The sequence below is a fragment of the Cupriavidus sp. UME77 genome (genome assembly GCF_014170355.1).
Taxonomy (GTDB): domain Bacteria; phylum Pseudomonadota; class Gammaproteobacteria; order Burkholderiales; family Burkholderiaceae; genus Cupriavidus; species Cupriavidus basilensis.
Window position 1 is genome coordinate 88,937 of the sequence record NZ_LZZU01000074.1, and the last position, 16,963, is coordinate 105,899.

A 16,963-nucleotide genomic window follows, 5' to 3' on the forward strand; every position below is an offset into this window, starting at 1 on the left:
GCCGGCGATGGGCAAATCGATCACGTTGGCGAGGAAGTGGGCGATGCTCTCACTTTCCCGAGTCGCGGGGCGCACGGTTACCGCAGCGCCGACACCGGCGTAGTGCGGGTATTGTGGGTCAATTCACCGGCTCCCTTCTGGTCACCTGCTCACAGATAACTCAAAAGCACATTTATCAAGCTGGCAAACGTACATTGACGACTCCGGCTCAGCCTGATGTAATAACTGTTGTTAACAGTTAGGAGCGCCAGAATGCCAACCAGCGTTGCCCTTGGCAGTCACTTCGAGACCTTCATTCGTGAACAGGTGCAAAGCGGACGCTTCAACAATCTCAGCGAGGTTGTGCGCGCTGGTCTGCGATTGCTTGAGCAGCAGGAGCAGCGCAACCAGTTGGAACTGGAAGCGCTGCGTGCAGAGATCGCAGCGGGTAGATCAAGCGGCGAGCCTAAGCCTGCTGAAGACGTCTTTGCCAGGCTCGAGGCCAAGTATCGGTCCGCTGATAAAAGCAAGCATCGCTGATGCGGCTCACGATTACGCCGCTGGCCGAATTGGACCTGGAAGCCATTGCAGACTACATCGCAGCGGACAACCTTGAGCGTGCGCTGACCTTCATCGTGGAACTGCGCGAGCAATGCCGACGGATCGCGGGGAATGCTCAGGGATATTGCCGCCGAACCGAGCTGGGTAGTGACATCCGCTCTTGCGCCTATGGCAACTACGTGATTTTCTTCTCGGCTAGCCATGACGAAGTGACGGTTATTCGTGTCCTTCACGGTGCCCGCGATATCCCGACACTCTTTGGTTCCGGCGATGCCGTGTAGTTTCCGCGGGCTGACCCTGCTTGCCCCCACCCTTGACACCCCCCAACCCCCCATGTTCCAATCCGCCCACATTCTGATTTGGGTCGACGCCCAAGCCAACCTGCCTTCCCGGGCAAGGTGGATCGCGAAAGCGGATGTGGCTCCTTGATGCCTTGAGGAGCAACCAAACGGGCCATGCGTCGACCCTCCTTGCACGGAGGGTTTTTTGTTTTCTGCTTCGGACTTTGATCGCGAGATCACGCGCAGCCGCTTCCAGGGGTGCCTGCTGGGCGGCGCTGTTGGCGACGCACTGGGCGCTCCCGTGGAGTTCCTGTCGCTCGCGGAGATCCGCGAGCGCTTTGGCAAGGACGGCATCACCGGCTACGCCCCGGCCTACGGTGGCGTCGGCACCATTACCGATGACACGCAGATGACGTTGTTCACGGCGGAGGGCTTGCTGCGGGCGTGGGTGGGTGAGGCGAGCGGGGGCATCGGCGGTGTGCCTGGCGTGGCCTCGCGCGCTTATCTGCGCTGGTTGTTGACGCAGGGGATCCAGCCGGCGTTTCATCGTGATGTGCTGTCGGACGAGCCGGGATGGCTTTACCAGCAGGCGGCACTGCATAGCCGGCGCGCGCCGGGAAACACTTGTTTGTCGGCGCTGGAGGCGATGCTCAAGCTGGGAGAACCCGCGCGCAACGACAGCAAGGGCTGCGGGGGCGTGATGCGTGTGGCGCCGGCTGGTCTGTTTGTGTGGCGGCGCGCCGGGCAGCGATCGCCTCAGCATGCCTTTGCCTTGGGAACGGAGCTGGCCGCGCTGACCCATGGACATCCAAGCGGATCGCTGACGGGCGGCGTGCTGGCGGTGTTAATCCGCGAGCTGGCCGACGGTGCTGCGCTGCCTGATGCTTTGTCGAGCGCCAAAGCGTGCCTGTCCACGCAGCCGGATCATGAGCAGACGCTGCTGGCCATCCTGCATGCGCAGGCGCTGGCCGACTCCGGCGTGGCCGCCGATGACGCCATCGCGCGCCTGGGCGAGGGCTGGGTGGCGGAGGAGGCGTTGGCAATCTCCATTTACTGCGCGCTGGTCGCGCGTGATTTTCGTCACGGGGTTGTGCTGGCGGTGAATCACGATGGCGACTCGGATTCCACGGGTGCTATCACGGGAAACCTGCTGGGCACGTTGCTTGGTGTGGAGGCGATTCCGCCAGAGTGGCTGACGCCTTTGGAGCTGCGCGAAGTGATCACCGAGCTGGCTGACGACCTGAGCGTGTTCCCCGAGTGGGACTTGGGCATCGACCCGGCAGACGAGGCGCTGGTTCAGCGCATCTGGACGAAGTATCCTGGGCTTTGAATGTTGGGCGCTACGGCAGCATCGCCGATAGCCGATAGCCGATAGCCGATAGCCGATAGCGGGACCGGACATTGCCTTGTCCGGAATGCGATTTATGATGGCGCTCCCATCTCCAAGCCCAGCAGCAGGGGCCGGTATCCCATGCATCAGGAAGAAGAACTCAGGGTCGCGAAGCGCAAGGCATTGGCGTTGCTGCTGTTCGCGTTTGCCGTTTTCGTCACCACCGTGCTCCTGCCGCGCGCGCCTTTGACGGATGGCGTGCGGGCGGCGGCGGAGGCGGCGCTGGTTGGCGGGCTGGCGGACTGGTTTGCCGTGGCGGCGCTGTTCCGGCGGATTCCGTTGCCGGGCTTTGCGCGCCACACCAACATCATCATCCGCAAGCGGGACGATATCGCGGATGGCCTGGCGGTGTTCGTGAAGGAGAAGTTCCTGGACGTGCAGTCCGTGGTTGCGCTGATCGAGCGGCACAATCCGGCGCTGGTGGTCACCCGCTGGCTGGAGTCGCCCGCCAACGCGCGGCAGATCGGTGACGTGGTGGTGAAGTTCGCGAGCGGCATGCTGGATGTGATGGATGAGCGCAACATCCAGTCGCTGCTGAAGCGGGCGGTGGATACGATGATCGACAAGGTCGATCTGTCGGAGTCGGCGGGGACGATCCTCGACAGCCTGACCAGGGGCGATCGGCACCAGGCGCTGCTCGATGAGACGATTGCGCAGTTGATCGCCTTGCTGAACGAGCCGCCCGCCCGCGCTTTTATCTCGGAGCGGATCGTGGAATGGCTGAAGAGCGATCACCCTCGGAAGGAGCGGTTGCTTCCCACCGAGTGGATCGGGAGCAATGGCGCTGACATGATTTCCGCGGCGCTGAGCCGTGTGCTGACCCAGATCGAGGGGGATGCCGATCACGCGCTGCGCAAGCGCTTCGATGCGGCCGTGCAGCGTTTGATTCAACGGCTGAAGCACGATGCCACGTTCCACGCCAGGGCCGAGGCGCTGAAGGCGCACCTGAAGCAGGATGGGGCGCTGAACGCCTATGTCGGCGGGCTTTGGGCCGAGTGGCGCGATTGGTTCAAGCGCGACCTGGCGCGCGAGGATTCCGCCACGCACCGCAAGGTGGCGGCGGCGGGCCAGTGGATCGGTGCGGAGCTGGCGCGCAACGCGTCCCTGCGTGCATCGCTCAACGATCACCTGCACGATGCGGCGCGCAGCATGGCGCCGGATTTTGCGGAGTTCATCACGCGGCATATCAGCAATACCATCCGCAGCTGGGATGCGCGCGATATGTCCCGGCAGATCGAGCTGAACGTGGGCAAGGACCTGCAATACATCCGCATGAACGGCACGGTGGTCGGCGGGCTGATCGGCGCGGTGCTGTACCTGATCGCGCAACTGCCGGCGTGGCTTGGCCGCTAGGCGCCAGCAGGATCTGCGCGCCATTGACCAGGTCGTCCGGCTTGCATTCGTGGTTCAATAGGCGCGGTGCTTATTTTTCGCAGTGAACCATCATGACCCTGATCGACATCAAGACGCTCCAGCAAGCCGCCGCCGCATTTGGCGAGGCCCGCGGCTGGGGCAAGTATCACAGCCCCAAGAACCTGGCCATGGCGCTGAGCGTGGAAGTGGCCGAGCTGGTTGAGATTTTCCAGTGGAAGACGGAGGAGGAGGCGCGCGCCATCATGTCCACGGACGAGCGTGCGCACGTGGAGCAGGAGCTGGCGGACATCACGATCTACCTGGCGCAGTTGCTGACCGCGCTCGATGTTGACCTGAACGCGGCGGTGAAGGCGAAGATGGAGATGAATGCGGTGAAGTATCCGGCGAAGACGGGCGGCACGGATTGAGGTGAGGGGGCCAGGTGAGGGGGCCAGGTGAGCGGCGCCAGGGCAGCGGCGCCGCCTGAGAGTCTTCAGCGCGCTGGCGCACCCTTCTGCCCGCCAAGCCGCGGATTGGGATATTCGCAGCCCAGCTCGACCCGGCCCTTGTACTCGCGGGCCACGATCCACGCGCCGCGCGCGCTCTCGCGGGCCAGGCCCCGGCCGGCCACGCCGCGCAGGCCGAGCTGGCTGGCCACGGCGTTGAGGTCGGTGGCGCTGGTGATGCCATAGGCCGTGTAGTTGCCGAGCTGGTAGTCGCCGAAGCGCACGTCCGTGGTGGGCAGGCCGGCAACGCTGACGGGCTTGGGGGTGCGATACACGGCGGAGGCGAAGCCGCTCAGTTCATCGTTCTTGCTCCACCCGGGCAGCCCGCCGTCTTCCAGGGCATCGACATAGGCGGCCACGCCGCTGGCTTCGCCCTTGCAGTCGAGCAGGGCGGCTAGCGGTGGCAGGTTGGCCGCGTGGGAGATGGCGGGGCCGCCGACGGCCAGCAGGATAGCGCCCAGGCGCAGCAGTTGCTTCTTCATTGTTATTGTTCCGAGGTTGGGATTGGCGCGATATTGTCCGTCGTGACTGCATGACGCGCGATGGAATTCCGGTGCCCCTCTTTCTCACCGTTCCATCCTGGGCCACATGCCGGTAGACTTTGGCCGTTGCATCGAGGCCATGCCAGTCATTGGCCGCCGATATCGCCGATATCGCCGATATCGCGGATATCGCCGATGCCGCATCGCTGGTCCCCTTCCCCCGTTCCGGCCGGACATTTCCGGCCGCTTCCATGCTGGAGCCCCCGCACCGCCATGAAGATCCTGATCGCACGACTGAACCACGAAACCAATACCTTCTCGCCGGTGGCGACGCCGCTGTCGTCCTTTCATCCGCAATACGGCGAGCACGCGTATCGGGCGAGCAAGGGCACGCGCACGGCCATCGGTGCCTTTATCGACCTGGCCGAGGCGGCAGGCGCGGAGCTGGTGGTGCCGGTCACGGCCAGCGCCAACCCGAGCGGACGCGTCGCGGCCGATGCGTATGCGGCCTTGTGCGATGCCATCGTGAAGGCGGCGCCCGGGTGCCACGGCGTGATGCTCGACCTGCACGGCGCCATGGTGGCGGAAAACAGCGACGACGGCGAGGGTGAGTTGCTGGCGCGCCTGCGCGAAGTGCTGCCGCACGCGCCGATTGCCGTTGCGCTGGACCTGCACGGCAACGTGACGCAGGCCATGATCGATCACGCGGATATCGCGGTCAGCTTCAAGACTTATCCGCACGTGGACATGTACGAGACCGGCGAGCACGCCGGCCGCCTGCTGATGCGCATGCTCCAGCAAAACGCGCGGCCCGCGCTGGCCTGGCGGCGCCTGCCGATGGTCACGCACACACTGCGCAGCAATACCGGCGAAGGCGCCATGCAGCGCGCGGTGGCGGCGGCCAGGCAGGCCGAGGCCGACGGCATGCTGGCGGTGTCGGTGCTGGCCGGCTTCGGGCTGGCGGATATCGCGGCGCCTTGCCTGAGCGTGCTGGTGGTGGCCGACGGCAGCCAGGCTGAGGCGCAGGCAGCGGCCGACAAGCTTGCCGCGCAGATCTGGGCGGAGCGTGCGGGCTTTGTCTATGAGAGCGAGCCGCTGGCTGAATCGATTGCGCGCGCCGCGCAGCTGGCCGCGCAAGGCGGCAGCGGGCCGGTGCTGTTGCTGGACCACGGCGACAACTGCATGTCGGGCGGCACCTGTGACGATATGCAGGTCCTGCGCGAGGCCTTGCGGCAGGGATTGTCCGGCATCGCCGTGGGGCCGGTGTGCGACCCGCAGGCAGTCGCCGCGATGATCGAGGCCGGCGTGGATGCCAGCGTGACGTTGCCGGTGGGCAACAAGGTGCCGCTGACCCAGCTTGGCATCTACCCGACGCCGCTGACCCTGACCGGCCGGGTGGCCGCCATCACCAATGGCGAATACGTGATCAGCGGCCCGACCTACACCGGCGCGCGTATCCACATGGGCCGCACGGTGCTGCTTGATATCGGCGCGGCGCAGGTGGTGGTGACCGAGACACCGCAGGAGCACTGGGACCTGGGCATCTTTACCCATATCGGCGTGGATCCCCTGGCGCAGCGTTTCCTGTTGCTGAAGTCGCGCATGTACTGCCGGCCGGTGTTCGTGCCGATCGCAAAGGCGGTGGTGGAGTGTGATGGCGGCGGCGTGACGAGCTCGCGCTACGCGCAGTTCCCGTTTGCGCGCCTGACGCGGCCGGTGTATCCGCTGGAGGCGGACGTGACCTTGGCCGCGTAGCTGGCGGCCGGCGGCCGGAGCGGGCGAGTCCTGATGCCCTCCTCGTGCCGCCGCTAGCAAACGGCTACAGGTCAGCGGCCCTTGGCCAGCGCCGCATCGATCGCTTCAAGCAGGCGCGGATCGTTCGCGGCGACGTCCGGCGCGAAGCGCGCTACCACCTTGCCTTCCCGGTCGATCAGGAATTTCTCGAAGTTCCACAGCACGTCCGTGGTGTTCTCCGGGTTCACGCCGTAGCCCTTCAGGCGTTCACGGAAAGGGCCGTCGCCGATGGCGGCCGGCTGTGCCTGCGTCAATGCCGCGTACAGCGGATGCTGGTCCGGCCCGAGCACCGAGACCTTCGAGAACATCGGGAAGTGCACGTCGTAGGTCAGCTTGCAGAATTCCTGGATCTGCGCCTCGTCGCCCGGCTCCTGGCCTTTGAAGTTGTTGGCCGGGAATCCCAGCACCTCCAGGCCCTCGGCGCGCTTGGCCTGGTACAGCGCTTCGAGCCCTTCGTACTGGGGCGTCAGGCCGCACTTCGATGCCACGTTCACGACCAGCAGCACACGAGCGTGAAAATCCGCGAGCCGGCTGTCGGTGCCGTCGATGCGTTTCAGGGGAATGTCGTACAAGGTGCTTGCCATCTTTCGTCCTTACGTGAGTGGTATGGATGCCATGGAGCCGACAGTATGCGGGGCTTGGAAGATTCGTGCTCGGCGGGAGCGGAGCTCTTGCCGGCATGCTGCTAAAGCGCCATCACGTCCTCACCACTGGCCGGTGCCTGCCGCTCCCGGCCAAAAAGCGGCGAAATCAACTGAAAGCTGCCTGTGGTGCTTGATGGACAGAAGGTGGATTGCGGTAGGGGATACCGCATAGAGAATGAGATAGCTGGAAAGCACGTACTGCCTGAGTTGTGCATCACCCGCTTTCTTGCGCAGCGCCTCTTGCGCGCGCAACGATTCGATCGATCCGGCTCGCAATCCTAGAAGAGGCGGCCCTAGTTCCGGAAAGCGCTCCAGGGCCGGAATCACGTTGTCCAGCAATTCGTCGAGCAGCGCATCGAATGCCTGTGGCGCGTCTGCGTCAAGCAGGAACTGCTCAATGCTCTCCAGGTTGCGCTCGAAGTTTGCCGTTAGCCTGACCGTTATGCTTGGCATCCCACGCGGCTCTTTTGTCTGGCTCAGGCCGTGTTGCGCCGCCGCATGAGGGTGCGGATGGTGGCCTTGGCGTCCTTGGTGCGATCGGCGCTGACATCGTCCAGGCCCCTCGACGCTTCATCCAGCAGTAGCAGGTGCACCCGCTCGCTCTCAAGGCGGTGATAGTAGTCCAGCCGCTGCGCGTCAATGAGTGCGACGTAGCTTTCCCCATTCTTCGTGATGATCTTTTCCGCGCCTGCCTTGACTTGCTCAGCTAGCTCGGACAGCGTGGCACGGGCTTGCGACAGGGGTATTACATCACTCGCAGAGAATCCCATGGCGATCTCCGGTTGGTTGGGCTGTACAGAATATTGTACGTTATAGAAGTCGGACCGTTGCACGCAACGGGGGCTGTGGGCTGGCCAGTGCGGTATCTGGCGATCTGGCGTGCCACCACCCGAGCCACCGCCTCTGCGCGCAACCGCACACCCATTCCCCCGCAGTATTTCCTAAACTGCTAGACACTCGCCACCACGGCCGGCGGTCCCCGCGCTGGCCCTTCCACTATGCCGCGCCTTGTCTTTGCCTCTGCGATCCAGCGCCATATCCCGAGCCCGGAGCGGGAAGTGCCCGCGGCTACCGTCTGCGCCGCGCTGGAGATGGCGTTTCGGGAGCAGCCGGAGCTGCGCGGCTATATCCTCGATGACCAGGGCCAGTTGCGCCGGCACCTGGCGGTGTTTGTGGATGGCTCGGCCATTCGCGACCGCCGGCGCATGAGCGATCGCGTGGGCGCCAGCAGCCAGATCTTTGTGGTGCAGGCGCTGTCAGGCGGTTGACGGCTTGCCGCTGAAGGCTCGGCGCTCAAGCGTGGAGGTCAGCATGAACGATCAACTTCTCATTGGCACGCGCAAGGGCTTGTTCATGCTGCGGCGCGACAGCGCGCTCGGCTGGCTGCAGGAGTCGGTGCATTTCCTGGGCGAGCCCGTGAGCATGGTGCTGGGCGATCCGCGTGACGGTGCATTGTATGCGGCACTTAACCTTGGGCATTTTGGCGTCAAGCTATGGCGGCGCAGGGCGCGCGGCGTGGAGTGGGAGGCTTGCGCGGTGCCGGTCTATCCGCCCCAGCCAGAGCCGGATCCGCCCCGGGACGCGGCCGTGCCGGGCGTACCCATCCCTGCGCAAACCGGCGAACTCGAGGTGGCCGCGCCGCCGGTGGCGTGGTCCTTGCAGCAGATCTGGTCGATGGAAACCGGCGGGGCCGACGAGCCCGGCGTGCTGTGGGCCGGCACTTTGCCGGGTGGCTTGTTCCGCTCGGGCGACGGCGGCGCCAGCTGGGCGCTGAACCGGCCGCTGTGGGACCGCCCCGAGCGCAGCGAGTGGTTCGGCGGTGGCTACGATGTGCCGGGCATCCATTCCATCTGCGTGGATCCGCACGATAGCCGCCACGTCACCGTGGCCGTGTCGTGCGGCGGTGTGTGGCAGACGCGGGACGGTGGCAGGAACTGGGCCTGCACGGCGAGCGGCATGGTGGCCGACTACATGCCGCCGGAGCGGCGCGAGGATGGCAATATCCAGGATCCGCACCGGCTGGCGCAATGTGCCGGCCATCCGCATGCGATGTGGGTGCAGCACCATGGCGGGATCTTTCGCTCCGGCGATGCGGGCATGCACTGGCAGCGCTTGCATGCCAAGCCGTCGAGCTTTGGCTTCGCGGTGGCGGCGCATCCGCGCCGGCCCAATACCGCGTGGTTCGTGCCGGCAGTCAAGGATGAATGCCGCGTGCCGGTGGACGGCAAGCTGGTGGTCACCCGCACGCGTGACGGCGGGGTCAGTTTCGAGGCATTCTCCGAGGGGCTGCCCGCGGCGCCGTCGTATGACCTGGTCTACCGGCACGGGCTGGCGGTGGACCATACCGGCGAGCGGCTTGCCATGGGTTCCACCACCGGCAGCCTGTGGATATCGGAAAGCGGCGGGGAGCGCTGGAAGCTGTTCTCGGCACATCTGCCGCCGATTTACTGCGTGCGCTTCGTTTGAGTTGTCCGCGCGCTTAGGGCCCATCGATTCGGCCCATCGATTCACCTGGACAGGACGCGAACGCATGGCTGAAGCAAGCGCTAGGAGCACAAGCAAATCCCACGCAGCGCCCGTCGCCCGCGTCGGCATCGGCGGATGGAACTTCGCCCCCTGGCGCGACAACTTTTATCCCGCCAGGCTTACGCAGAGCCGGGAGCTGGAATACGCCAGCCGCCAGCTCACCGCCATCGAGATCAACAGCACTTACCACGGCACCCAGAAGCGCACCTCGTTTGCCAAATGGCGCGACGAGACGCCGGATGGCTTTCTGTTCTCCGTCAAGGCGTCGCGTTTTGCCACCAACCGCCGCGTGCTGGCGGAATCCGGCGAGTCCATCGCGCGTTTTGTCGACAGCGGCATCGCCGAGCTGGGCGACAAGCTCGGCCCCATCGTCTGGCAGTTCGCGCCCACCAAGCCGTTCGACCCGGAAGATTTCGAGGCCTTCCTGGCGCTGTTGCCGGCATCGGTCGAAGGCCGCAAGCTGCGTCATGTGCTCGACGTGAGGCACGAGAGCTTCATGACGCTGGACTATCTCAAGCTCGCGCGCAAATACAAGGCGGCCACCGTGTTCACGGACTCGGACAAGTATCCGTCCTTCGCGGATCTCACCGCGGATTTTGTCTATGCGCGGCTGATGCGATGCGCACAGACGCTGAAGAATGGTTACGCGCCTAAGGCGCTGGATGCGTGGGGCGAGCGCGTGCGGGCCTGGGCGGCGGGCGGGAGGCCGGAGGATCTGCCGCAAGTGGATGCCAGGGCACCTGCAAAGCGCAAGCGTGAAGTCTTCGTGTTCTTTATCAACGGCGCCAAGGAGCGCGCGCCGCCGGCGGCGCAGGCGCTGCTGGCGCGGCTGGGATGGCAGGCGCCGCCCTGGGACGGCGGCGCCAAGGGTAAATAGACGCCGGAGACGCAGGGAGACGCCGGGAGACGCCGGTAAGGACGACCGGAGGCGACAAATTGACGACAGAAGCGCGGCAGCCAGCCCGGTATAATCCGGCATGACCTCAAGCCCTACCCAATCCGCAGCGCCCGCCGCTGCCGGCGCCTCTTTCTCCAAACTGCCCCTTTCGCCCGCCACCCTGGCGACGCTGGAGCAGCTCGGCTACCAGACCATGACCCCGATCCAGGCGGCCAGCCTGCCGATCGCGCTGGCCGGCCAGGACCTGATCGCGCAGGCCAAGACCGGCAGCGGCAAGACCGCCGCCTTCGCGCTGGCGCTGCTGAACCGGCTCGATGCGCGCCGTTTCGACGTGCAGGCGCTGGTGCTGTGCCCCACGCGTGAACTGGCCGACCAGGTCACGCAGGAAATCCGCCGCCTGGCGCGCGCGGAAGAAAACATCAAGATCCTGACGCTGTGCGGCGGCTCGCCGATGCGCCCCCAGGCCGACAGCCTGGCGCATGGCGCACATATCGCCGTGGGCACGCCCGGCCGCATCATGGATCACCTGGAGCGCGGCACGCTGAACCTGGATGCGCTCAACACGCTGGTGCTGGACGAAGCCGACCGCATGCTCGACATGGGCTTCTTCGACGACATTGCCTATGTGGCGAGCCACTGCCCCAAGGAGCGCCAGACGCTGCTGTTCTCGGCCACCTATCCCGAGGGCATCGCCAAGCTCAGCCAGCAGTTCCTGCGCAAGCCGCGCGAGGTCAAGCTGGAAGAGCAGCACGACGACAGCAAGATCCGCCAGCGCTTCTACGAGGTGGCCGACAGCGACCGCCTGAACGCCGTGGGCCTGCTGCTCAATCATTTCCGCCCGGTCAGCACGCTGGCCTTCTGCAACACCAAGGCCCGCTGCCGCGACCTGGTCGACCTGCTGCGCGCGCAAGGCTTCGAAGCCCTGGCGCTGCACGGTGAGCTGGACCAGCGCGAGCGCGACCAGGTGCTGGTGCAGTTCGCCAACCGCAGCTGCTCGGTGCTGGTCGCCACCGACGTGGCCGCGCGCGGGCTGGACATTGCCCAGCTCGAAGCGGTGATCAACGTCGACGTCACGCCCGACCCCGAGGTCTACGTCCACCGCATCGGCCGCACCGGCCGCGCGGACCAGGATGGCTGGGCGCTTAGCCTGGCGAGCATGAACGAGATGGGCCGCGTGGGCAATATCGAGCAGGCCATGGGCGCCGAGATGGAATGGCAGCCCCTGTCCGAGCTGACGCCCGCCAGCAACGAGCGCCTGCTGCCCCCCATGGTCACGCTGCAGATCCTTGGCGGGCGCAAGGAAAAGATGCGCCCCGGCGACATCCTCGGCGCGCTCACCGGCGACGCAGGCTACACCAAGCACCAGATCGGCAAGATCAACGTGATGGACATGTCCACCTATGTGGCGGTGGAGCGTTCGATCGGGCGCGAGGCGATGCGCAAGCTGAATGACGGCACAGTGAAGGGCAAGCGCGTGAAAGTGCGCATGCTGACGGAATAACGGTGGCCGCGACGCTGCTGTCCCCGCGCATGGCGCGCTCGCCCTGCCCGCTTGGTGCTGCCCGATGAAAACGCCGAAGCGGCTGCAGCCGCTGGTCGAAGACGGCCTGGTCGATGAGGTGTTGCGCCAGCTGATGAGCGGCAAGGAAGCCACCGTCTACGTTGTGCGCAGCGGTGGCGAGATCCGCTGCGCCAAGGTCTACAAGGATGCCGCGCAACGCAGCTTCCGCCAGGCCTCGACCTACCAGGAAGGGCGCAAGGTCAAGAACAGCCGGCAGGCGCGCGCCATGGAAAAAGGCACGCGCTACGGGCGCAAGGTGGCGGAAGAAGCCTGGCACAACGCGGAGGTGGATGCGCTGTACCGCCTTGCCGCCGCTGGCGTGCGCGTGCCCACGCCGCACCTGTGCTTCGAGGGCGTGCTGCTGATGGAGCTGGTGGTGGACGCCGAGGGCAATGCCGCGCCGCGCCTGAACGACGTGGCGCTGAGCCCGGAGCAGGCGGTGGCATTCCACGACGCGCTGATCGAGCAGGTGATCTTGATGCTGTGTGCCGGCGTGGTGCACGGCGACCTCTCCGAATTCAACATCCTGGTGGATGCCGACGGCCCGGTCATCATCGACCTGCCGCAGGCGGTGGATGCCGCCGGCAACAGCGAAGCCAGCGCCATGCTGGAGCGCGATGTGGATAACCTGGCGTTTTACTTCGGCCAGTTTGCGCCGGAGCTCAACGGCACGCAGTACGGCAAGGAGATCTGGGCGCTTTACCAGGCCGGCTTGCTGCATCCTGGCGTGAAGCTGACCGGCCAGGTTGCCGTGGACGACACCCCGGTGGACGTGGAAGCCGTGCTGGCCGAAGTGGAAGACGTGATCCTGGAAGAAGAGGCGCGCCAGCGCTACCTGCAAAGCGCGGAGTAAGGCGGCCGCGCTGCGCTCAGAACTGCGCCGAGTACTGTACGAGCAGGAAGTTGATGCCGGGGTTGGGCCGCTTGATCCTGCCGTTGGAGTAGTGCTGCAGGCGCAGCGCGACTTCGGAGTGCACGGCATCGTCAAAGTGGTAGCCGATGGCGATGCGGTCGCCGAACTGGAACGCCGTGGAGAACACGGTCGTATCCGAGATGCGGGTGCGCGAGAGCAGGTGGGCGCCGATGGCGAGATCCGCGAAGGCTGACGCGGGGCCCGCACCCTGCAAGCGAAAGACGGGCGTCAGGCCGATGTCGCCCATTGCGCCGGCGCCGCCGCCATGCGGATCCCAGGCACCTGCGGAAATCTCCAGCCCCAGGCGCAGCCTGGCCGATCGCGTGGTGGAGGCCCACAGGTCCTGCCGCAGGTCCCAGCGCAGCTCGAGACGGCCCAGGTTGGCTTCGGGCGCGATGCCAAGCGAGACGCCGACGCGAACGGGTTCGAACCAGCCAGCGTCGGCGATGGGCGGCGGGCTCGCTTGGGCGTAGGTACAGGCGCCGTGCAGTGCGAGGACGCCGGCAAACAAAGAGACGCGCATCGAGGGGTCCTCGCAACGGACTGCAGGGCTCTCGTCCAACGCGTGGCTGCCCGGCTCTTCGTTGGATCATACACATTGGCAGCCCGGCTCGCCGGGCTTTCGTCTGCGAGGCGTCCGGCGCGGCCACTGGCGTGCAAGCCCGCCCGCGCACTGGCAAAAACAGGCATGCGGCGCTCAACCGAGCCGCACCACATACCCCGCCTTCGGCTCGCTCCCACCCGCCACCAGGCTCGCGATTCTCTCCTGCGCGGCGCCGAAGCCCTGCGCTTCGATCAGCGTCAGCCAGCCGTTCGCCGGCTCTTTCACATAATCGATAAACGCGCTCTGCGCTGCGTTGAAGCGCCGGTTCACGCCTTCGGGCCCCCAGTCGGCGTTGCGCTTGCGGATCTGCACCGGCGCGAAATAAAACTCGGGCTTGGGCCCGGGCAGGCCGGTATCGCGCAAGAAGCCCGTGTTCTGCGCCGAGCCGGCAAAACAGTCGTACACCAGCGCGCCGCCAAAGTGATGGTGCACGCGTGCGCGCAGCGCTTCGTCGCCGGAAAAGTCCACGTAGAGCGTGGGCGCGTCGGTGGCGAGTGTTTCCAGCCCGTCGTAGCTGACCACCTCCGCATAGCAGCCAAGGCCTTCGACAAAGGCGCGGTTGCGCTCCGAGGTGATGGCGGCCAGCGAGATGCCGGGGACGTTGCGCAGGCAGAACGCGGTGCCATAGGCGGTCTTGCTGGAGGCGCTGGACACCACCAGCCGCGTGGCGCCGAAGAAGCGGTTGTCCTCGAGGAAGTCAGCCAGCATGAACGACGTGATGAACAGCGGCCGGTACAGCATCTGGTAGTTTTCCAGCTCGGGCGCATAGGCGGTGTCATGCGTCACGCGGGTGTACTGGTTGTAGGCGGAGGTCAGGGGCCGGCGGTGCTCGATGGCATCGTAGAAGCCGCGCTCGGTCACGCGCTCGGGCTGCATGCGGATATGGCTGGCAATGGGGAAGTAGCCGTAGAAGCGCTCGCCCGCCGCCACGCCGGGCACCTTGGAGTCCACCACATCGGCAAAGCCCCACACCGGCATATGGCCCCAATCTTGTTGCCCGGTGGGAAAGAACTGCCAGTAGTTCATGGCGTCGCCGAAGGCGGCGTAGGTGATGTTGTTGGTGGTGAGCGCGAAGCGGTCGATCTTCAGCAGGACTTCGCCGGGGGCAGCGTCGGTGCGTTCCTGGCGCGCTTCCAGCCGGCTTTCATTTAGGGCATGCTTGCGTGTCAGCAGGCGGGTGACCGTGAGCGATTGTTCGGCGCTGTCGTCGCGGTTGCCGTGACTGCCGTGACTGCCGTGGTTGCCGTGCTTCGTCTGATCCATCGTCTGTCCCATTTTTTGTCCCTTTTTTACCGTCAAGGTCGATGCCACCAATGTATCGCCGCAAGCCGGCCGCCGGGTTCGGAAACGCGAGCGCCGCGGCCGAGCCGGCGCGGGCGCTTGCCAGGCCGCTGAAACGCCCGTCGCAGCAGCGCGCGCGCTTTACCGTGGCCGCCATCTACGAGGCGTTTGTTCGGATTTGGCGCGCGCGTGGCTGGGACGGCGTGACCACGCGCGCCGTGGCGCTGGAGGCCGGATGCTCCGTCGGCACCCTGTACGAGTACTTCCCCAACAAGGAGGCGCTGCTCTCCGGCTATGTGCGGCACACCATCGAGCTGTTGCTGGCGCGCATCGAGGCCGAGGTGGTGGCCGCGCCCGGGCTGGACTGGCGCACGCGCGTCCAGCGCCTGGCACGGCTGACCTGCGGCGCCGACGATGCCTCGCTGGAGGGCTTCGAACACGAGATGCTCATGCTGGAAGCGCGCATCGCCGAGACCAAGCATCACCGCCGTGTGTTCGATGAGTTGTACGCGGCCTGGCAGCGCGCGCTGGCGGCATGCCCGGATCTGCCGGGCGCGCCGGACGCCGCCACGGTGCGCAGCCTGCTGGAGGCGGTCTGGGGCGCGCGCCGCTATCGCCTGCTGCTGCGGGCTGCCGAGTCCTCGCGGGCGGCATGGGTGGCGCAGATGGAGCGGCTTTGCCTGCTGGGGCTGGGGGCCGCGCCGCTAACTTCGGATCCTACGGATGCTATGGATCCTGAGGGTCGCTCCTGAACCCCACCTTCTTGTGCGTGCCGTCGCAGAACGGCTTGTTGCACGAGTGGCCGCAGCGGCAAAACCAGGCCTCGGTCATGCGGGCGATGGTTCTGCCGGTGCCGCTGATGACTTCAAGATTGCCTTTGACGCGCAGCGGTCCGTTGGGGATGGGATGGATATCGAGGGGCCCGTCGCGCTGCGCCAGCGGCTCCGATGCCACGGTGGCGGCCTCGCCGGTGGCGACGAAACCCGCGCTGGCGTGGCTGCTGTCGCACAGGGGCTTGTTGCGCGAAGCGCCGCAGCGGCACAGCGTCAGGCGAAAGCCGGCGGGCTGGCCATCGATGGTGATGGCGGCGCGCAGCGCCAGCGGGCCGTTCTCGAGCACGCGCACCACATTGACCAGCGGCGCCGCCTCGCCGGGGGAATCGTCGACGTTCTGGTAGCTGATGGCGCCCGATGGGCAGTTGTGCGCGATCTCCGCGATTTCCTCGGCGCTGGCGTTGTCGGGGTGGATCCACTCGCCCTGTACGCCGGGCACGAACACGTCTGGGCGGTCCAGCACGCAGTGGCGCGAATGGATGCAGCGGCTGTCGTCGAAGAGCACGATGACGCGCTTGCCGGCAACGGACTCGGTGGCCATGGCTGGCCCTCCTGCGCATGGCGCGCCAGGTGGCGCGCTCCCTTTCCTTTATAGCGCTTGCCGGCGGGTTTGCGCAGTGCTTTTCAGCGGCTTTGTCTTTTTACAAAGATTCGTGTGCGTCACCCTGTAAGGCGCGCGCGCGTGGTGCTAATCTGAAAGCGATAGGCAGCGGCGCGATGCGCAGGTGCCCTGCCAGGCGCTCCCGCCATTGCGCGGGTCGTGTGCAATCCGTTGGGATCGAACAAGGAGTGGGTGATGAAAACTGCACGACAGGTTCTTGAGTCCAAACCGACTCAGGCTATCTACAGCATTCCCCCTGGCGCCACGGTTTATGCTGCGCTGCAACTGATGGCGGAAAAAGGCATTGGCGCGTTATTGGTGATCGAACGCGGCGATATCGTCGGTATCTTGAGCGAGCGGGACTATGCGCGCAAGGTGATCCTGATGCAGCGGACTTCGCGGGAGACCTTTGTTCGCGACATCATGACGTCGGCGGTGATCTATGTGCGCGGGGATCAAAGTACCGACGAGTGCATGGCGTTGATGACGCAGCATCGGCTGAGGCACTTGCCGGTGATGGACGGCGATACCCTGGTGGGGATGTTGTCGATCGGGGACCTGGTCAAGGATATTATTTCCGAGCAGAAATTTATCATCGACCAGCTGGAGCACTACATTAGCGGGACGCCGCATGCCAAGCTCTGATCGCTAAGGTCGCAAGCCCAAAGTCAAACTCAAAGTCAGTTTCATGACCCCTGCGGGGCGCCGGCCTGCGTTCTTGGTTTGCCAAAAAGGCAGGCAAGGAAGGCGCCCCGT

General features: G+C 65.7%; 20 protein-coding genes and 1 riboswitch. Of the genes, 13 read left to right on the top strand and 7 right to left on the bottom strand.

Annotated features, from left to right (window positions below; translation table 11 throughout):
* Positions 1-252: 252 nt before the first annotated feature.
* From A9975_RS29360 to A9975_RS29380, 5 genes are all read left to right on the top strand, one after another.
* A complete protein-coding gene (locus tag A9975_RS29360) occupies positions 253-519 on the top strand; it encodes a type II toxin-antitoxin system ParD family antitoxin (protein WP_183035806.1) in 267 nt (88 codons plus the stop codon).
* Positions 519-821, top strand: a complete 303-nt coding sequence (locus A9975_RS29365) for a type II toxin-antitoxin system RelE/ParE family toxin (RefSeq protein ID WP_183035807.1) — start codon at positions 519-521, stop codon at positions 819-821. Before A9975_RS29360 ends, A9975_RS29365 begins: the two co-directional genes overlap by 1 nt.
* Before the next feature lie 63 nt (positions 822-884).
* Positions 885-998: riboswitch (SAM-I-IV-variant riboswitch) on the top strand.
* Between the two features lie 28 nt (positions 999-1,026).
* Positions 1,027-2,151 carry an ADP-ribosylglycohydrolase family protein gene (locus tag A9975_RS29370; protein ID WP_183035808.1) on the top strand — a complete coding sequence of 375 codons (1,125 nt, stop codon included), beginning with the start codon at positions 1,027-1,029 and terminating at the stop codon, positions 2,149-2,151.
* Between the two features lie 141 nt (positions 2,152-2,292).
* Positions 2,293-3,564: a DUF445 domain-containing protein gene (locus tag A9975_RS29375; RefSeq protein WP_183035809.1), complete on the top strand. Its 1,272-nt coding sequence runs from the start codon at positions 2,293-2,295 to the stop codon at positions 3,562-3,564.
* Positions 3,565-3,656: 92 nt separating this feature from the next.
* Positions 3,657-3,992 carry a nucleotide pyrophosphohydrolase gene (locus A9975_RS29380; RefSeq protein WP_183035810.1) on the top strand — a complete coding sequence of 112 codons (336 nt, stop codon included), beginning with the start codon at positions 3,657-3,659 and terminating at the stop codon, positions 3,990-3,992.
* A gap of 65 nt (positions 3,993-4,057) precedes the next feature.
* On the opposite strand, the gene A9975_RS29385 is transcribed toward A9975_RS29380, so the two are convergent.
* Positions 4,058-4,552: a hypothetical protein gene (locus A9975_RS29385; protein WP_183035811.1), complete on the bottom strand. Its 495-nt coding sequence runs from the start codon at positions 4,550-4,552 to the stop codon at positions 4,058-4,060.
* Between the two features lie 273 nt (positions 4,553-4,825).
* Here A9975_RS29385 and A9975_RS29390 point away from each other — a divergent pair, with 273 nt between their 5' ends.
* Positions 4,826-6,307 carry a M81 family metallopeptidase gene (locus tag A9975_RS29390; RefSeq protein WP_183035812.1) on the top strand — a complete coding sequence of 494 codons (1,482 nt, stop codon included), beginning with the start codon at positions 4,826-4,828 and terminating at the stop codon, positions 6,305-6,307.
* 71 nt (positions 6,308-6,378) lie between these two features.
* Here the strand turns inward: A9975_RS29390 and A9975_RS29395 are convergent, their stop codons facing one another.
* The 3 genes from A9975_RS29395 to A9975_RS29405 form a co-directional block, all read right to left on the bottom strand.
* On the bottom strand, positions 6,379-6,930 hold the full coding sequence (locus A9975_RS29395; protein WP_183035813.1) for a glutathione peroxidase: 552 nt from the start codon (positions 6,928-6,930) through the stop codon (positions 6,379-6,381).
* Positions 6,931-7,050: 120 nt separating this feature from the next.
* Positions 7,051-7,443, bottom strand: a complete 393-nt coding sequence (locus tag A9975_RS29400) for a type II toxin-antitoxin system RelE/ParE family toxin (RefSeq protein WP_183035814.1) — start codon at positions 7,441-7,443, stop codon at positions 7,051-7,053.
* 23 nt (positions 7,444-7,466) lie between these two features.
* Positions 7,467-7,760, bottom strand: a complete 294-nt coding sequence (locus tag A9975_RS29405; protein WP_183035815.1) for a type II toxin-antitoxin system Phd/YefM family antitoxin — start codon at positions 7,758-7,760, stop codon at positions 7,467-7,469.
* A gap of 228 nt (positions 7,761-7,988) precedes the next feature.
* Here A9975_RS29405 and A9975_RS29410 point away from each other — a divergent pair, with 228 nt between their 5' ends.
* The 5 genes from A9975_RS29410 to A9975_RS29430 all read left to right on the top strand — a co-directional run bounded on the left by A9975_RS29410 (position 7,989) and on the right by A9975_RS29430 (position 12,828).
* Positions 7,989-8,258, top strand: coding sequence for a MoaD/ThiS family protein (locus A9975_RS29410; RefSeq protein WP_043342689.1), 270 nt, complete (start codon positions 7,989-7,991; stop codon positions 8,256-8,258).
* A 43-nt stretch (positions 8,259-8,301) separates the two neighbouring features.
* Positions 8,302-9,456: an exo-alpha-sialidase gene (locus tag A9975_RS29415; RefSeq protein WP_183035816.1), complete on the top strand. Its 1,155-nt coding sequence runs from the start codon at positions 8,302-8,304 to the stop codon at positions 9,454-9,456.
* 64 nt (positions 9,457-9,520) lie between these two features.
* Positions 9,521-10,393, top strand: coding sequence for a DUF72 domain-containing protein (locus A9975_RS29420; protein ID WP_183035817.1), 873 nt, complete (start codon positions 9,521-9,523; stop codon positions 10,391-10,393).
* A 100-nt stretch (positions 10,394-10,493) separates the two neighbouring features.
* Complete coding sequence (gene dbpA / locus A9975_RS29425; RefSeq protein ID WP_183035818.1) at positions 10,494-11,915, top strand: ATP-dependent RNA helicase DbpA; 1,422 nt, start codon at positions 10,494-10,496, stop codon at positions 11,913-11,915.
* Positions 11,916-11,979: 64 nt separating this feature from the next.
* Entirely contained in the window at positions 11,980-12,828 is an 849-nt protein-coding gene (locus A9975_RS29430) for a PA4780 family RIO1-like protein kinase (RefSeq protein WP_150985410.1), read from the top strand.
* 16 nt (positions 12,829-12,844) lie between these two features.
* On the opposite strand, the gene A9975_RS29435 is transcribed toward A9975_RS29430, so the two are convergent.
* A complete protein-coding gene (locus tag A9975_RS29435; RefSeq protein ID WP_183035819.1) occupies positions 12,845-13,411 on the bottom strand; it encodes an acyloxyacyl hydrolase in 567 nt (188 codons plus the stop codon).
* Between the two features lie 174 nt (positions 13,412-13,585).
* Complete coding sequence (locus A9975_RS29440; protein WP_220810935.1) at positions 13,586-14,755, bottom strand: DUF2855 family protein; 1,170 nt, start codon at positions 14,753-14,755, stop codon at positions 13,586-13,588.
* 50 nt (positions 14,756-14,805) lie between these two features.
* On the opposite strand from A9975_RS29440, the gene A9975_RS29445 reads away from it, so the two are divergent.
* Entirely contained in the window at positions 14,806-15,525 is a 720-nt protein-coding gene (locus A9975_RS29445) for a TetR/AcrR family transcriptional regulator (protein ID WP_183035820.1), read from the top strand.
* On the opposite strand, the gene A9975_RS38310 is transcribed toward A9975_RS29445, so the two are convergent.
* The gene (locus A9975_RS38310) at positions 15,500-16,147 is read right to left on the bottom strand and encodes a CDGSH iron-sulfur domain-containing protein (RefSeq protein WP_183035821.1); all 648 of its coding nucleotides are present in this window, start codon (positions 16,145-16,147) and stop codon (positions 15,500-15,502) included. The two genes, A9975_RS29445 and A9975_RS38310, sit on opposite strands and share 26 nt — an antisense overlap.
* Before the next feature lie 255 nt (positions 16,148-16,402).
* On the opposite strand from A9975_RS38310, the gene A9975_RS29455 reads away from it, so the two are divergent.
* Entirely contained in the window at positions 16,403-16,852 is a 450-nt protein-coding gene (locus A9975_RS29455) for a CBS domain-containing protein (RefSeq protein WP_183035822.1), read from the top strand.
* The last annotated feature ends 111 nt before the right edge of the window (positions 16,853-16,963 follow it).

Bases quoted from the DNA above. Each gene is read 5' to 3' on its own strand.
- A9975_RS29415 (WP_183035816.1), top strand. From the start codon at position 8,302: ATGAACGATCAACTTCTCATTGGCACGCGCAAGGGCTTGTTCATGCTG.
- A9975_RS29435 (WP_183035819.1), bottom strand. From the start codon at position 13,411: ATGCGCGTCTCTTTGTTTGCCGGCGTCCTCGCACTGCACGGCGCCTGT.
- A9975_RS29440 (WP_220810935.1), bottom strand. From the start codon at position 14,755: ATGGATCAGACGAAGCACGGCAACCACGGCAGTCACGGCAGTCACGGC.
- A9975_RS29385 (WP_183035811.1), bottom strand. From the start codon at position 4,552: ATGAAGAAGCAACTGCTGCGCCTGGGCGCTATCCTGCTGGCCGTCGGC.
- A9975_RS29395 (WP_183035813.1), bottom strand. From the start codon at position 6,930: ATGGCAAGCACCTTGTACGACATTCCCCTGAAACGCATCGACGGCACC.
- A9975_RS29445 (WP_183035820.1), top strand. From the start codon at position 14,806: ATGTATCGCCGCAAGCCGGCCGCCGGGTTCGGAAACGCGAGCGCCGCG.
- A9975_RS29360 (WP_183035806.1), top strand. From the start codon at position 253: ATGCCAACCAGCGTTGCCCTTGGCAGTCACTTCGAGACCTTCATTCGT.
- A9975_RS29455 (WP_183035822.1), top strand. From the start codon at position 16,403: ATGAAAACTGCACGACAGGTTCTTGAGTCCAAACCGACTCAGGCTATC.
- A9975_RS29380 (WP_183035810.1), top strand. From the start codon at position 3,657: ATGACCCTGATCGACATCAAGACGCTCCAGCAAGCCGCCGCCGCATTT.
- A9975_RS29410 (WP_043342689.1), top strand. From the start codon at position 7,989: ATGCCGCGCCTTGTCTTTGCCTCTGCGATCCAGCGCCATATCCCGAGC.
- A9975_RS29420 (WP_183035817.1), top strand. From the start codon at position 9,521: ATGGCTGAAGCAAGCGCTAGGAGCACAAGCAAATCCCACGCAGCGCCC.
- A9975_RS29390 (WP_183035812.1), top strand. From the start codon at position 4,826: ATGAAGATCCTGATCGCACGACTGAACCACGAAACCAATACCTTCTCG.
- A9975_RS38310 (WP_183035821.1), bottom strand. From the start codon at position 16,147: ATGGCCACCGAGTCCGTTGCCGGCAAGCGCGTCATCGTGCTCTTCGAC.
- A9975_RS29375 (WP_183035809.1), top strand. From the start codon at position 2,293: ATGCATCAGGAAGAAGAACTCAGGGTCGCGAAGCGCAAGGCATTGGCG.
- A9975_RS29405 (WP_183035815.1), bottom strand. From the start codon at position 7,760: ATGGGATTCTCTGCGAGTGATGTAATACCCCTGTCGCAAGCCCGTGCC.
- A9975_RS29430 (WP_150985410.1), top strand. From the start codon at position 11,980: ATGAAAACGCCGAAGCGGCTGCAGCCGCTGGTCGAAGACGGCCTGGTC.
- A9975_RS29400 (WP_183035814.1), bottom strand. From the start codon at position 7,443: ATGCCAAGCATAACGGTCAGGCTAACGGCAAACTTCGAGCGCAACCTG.
- A9975_RS29365 (WP_183035807.1), top strand. From the start codon at position 519: ATGCGGCTCACGATTACGCCGCTGGCCGAATTGGACCTGGAAGCCATT.
- dbpA (WP_183035818.1), top strand. From the start codon at position 10,494: ATGACCTCAAGCCCTACCCAATCCGCAGCGCCCGCCGCTGCCGGCGCC.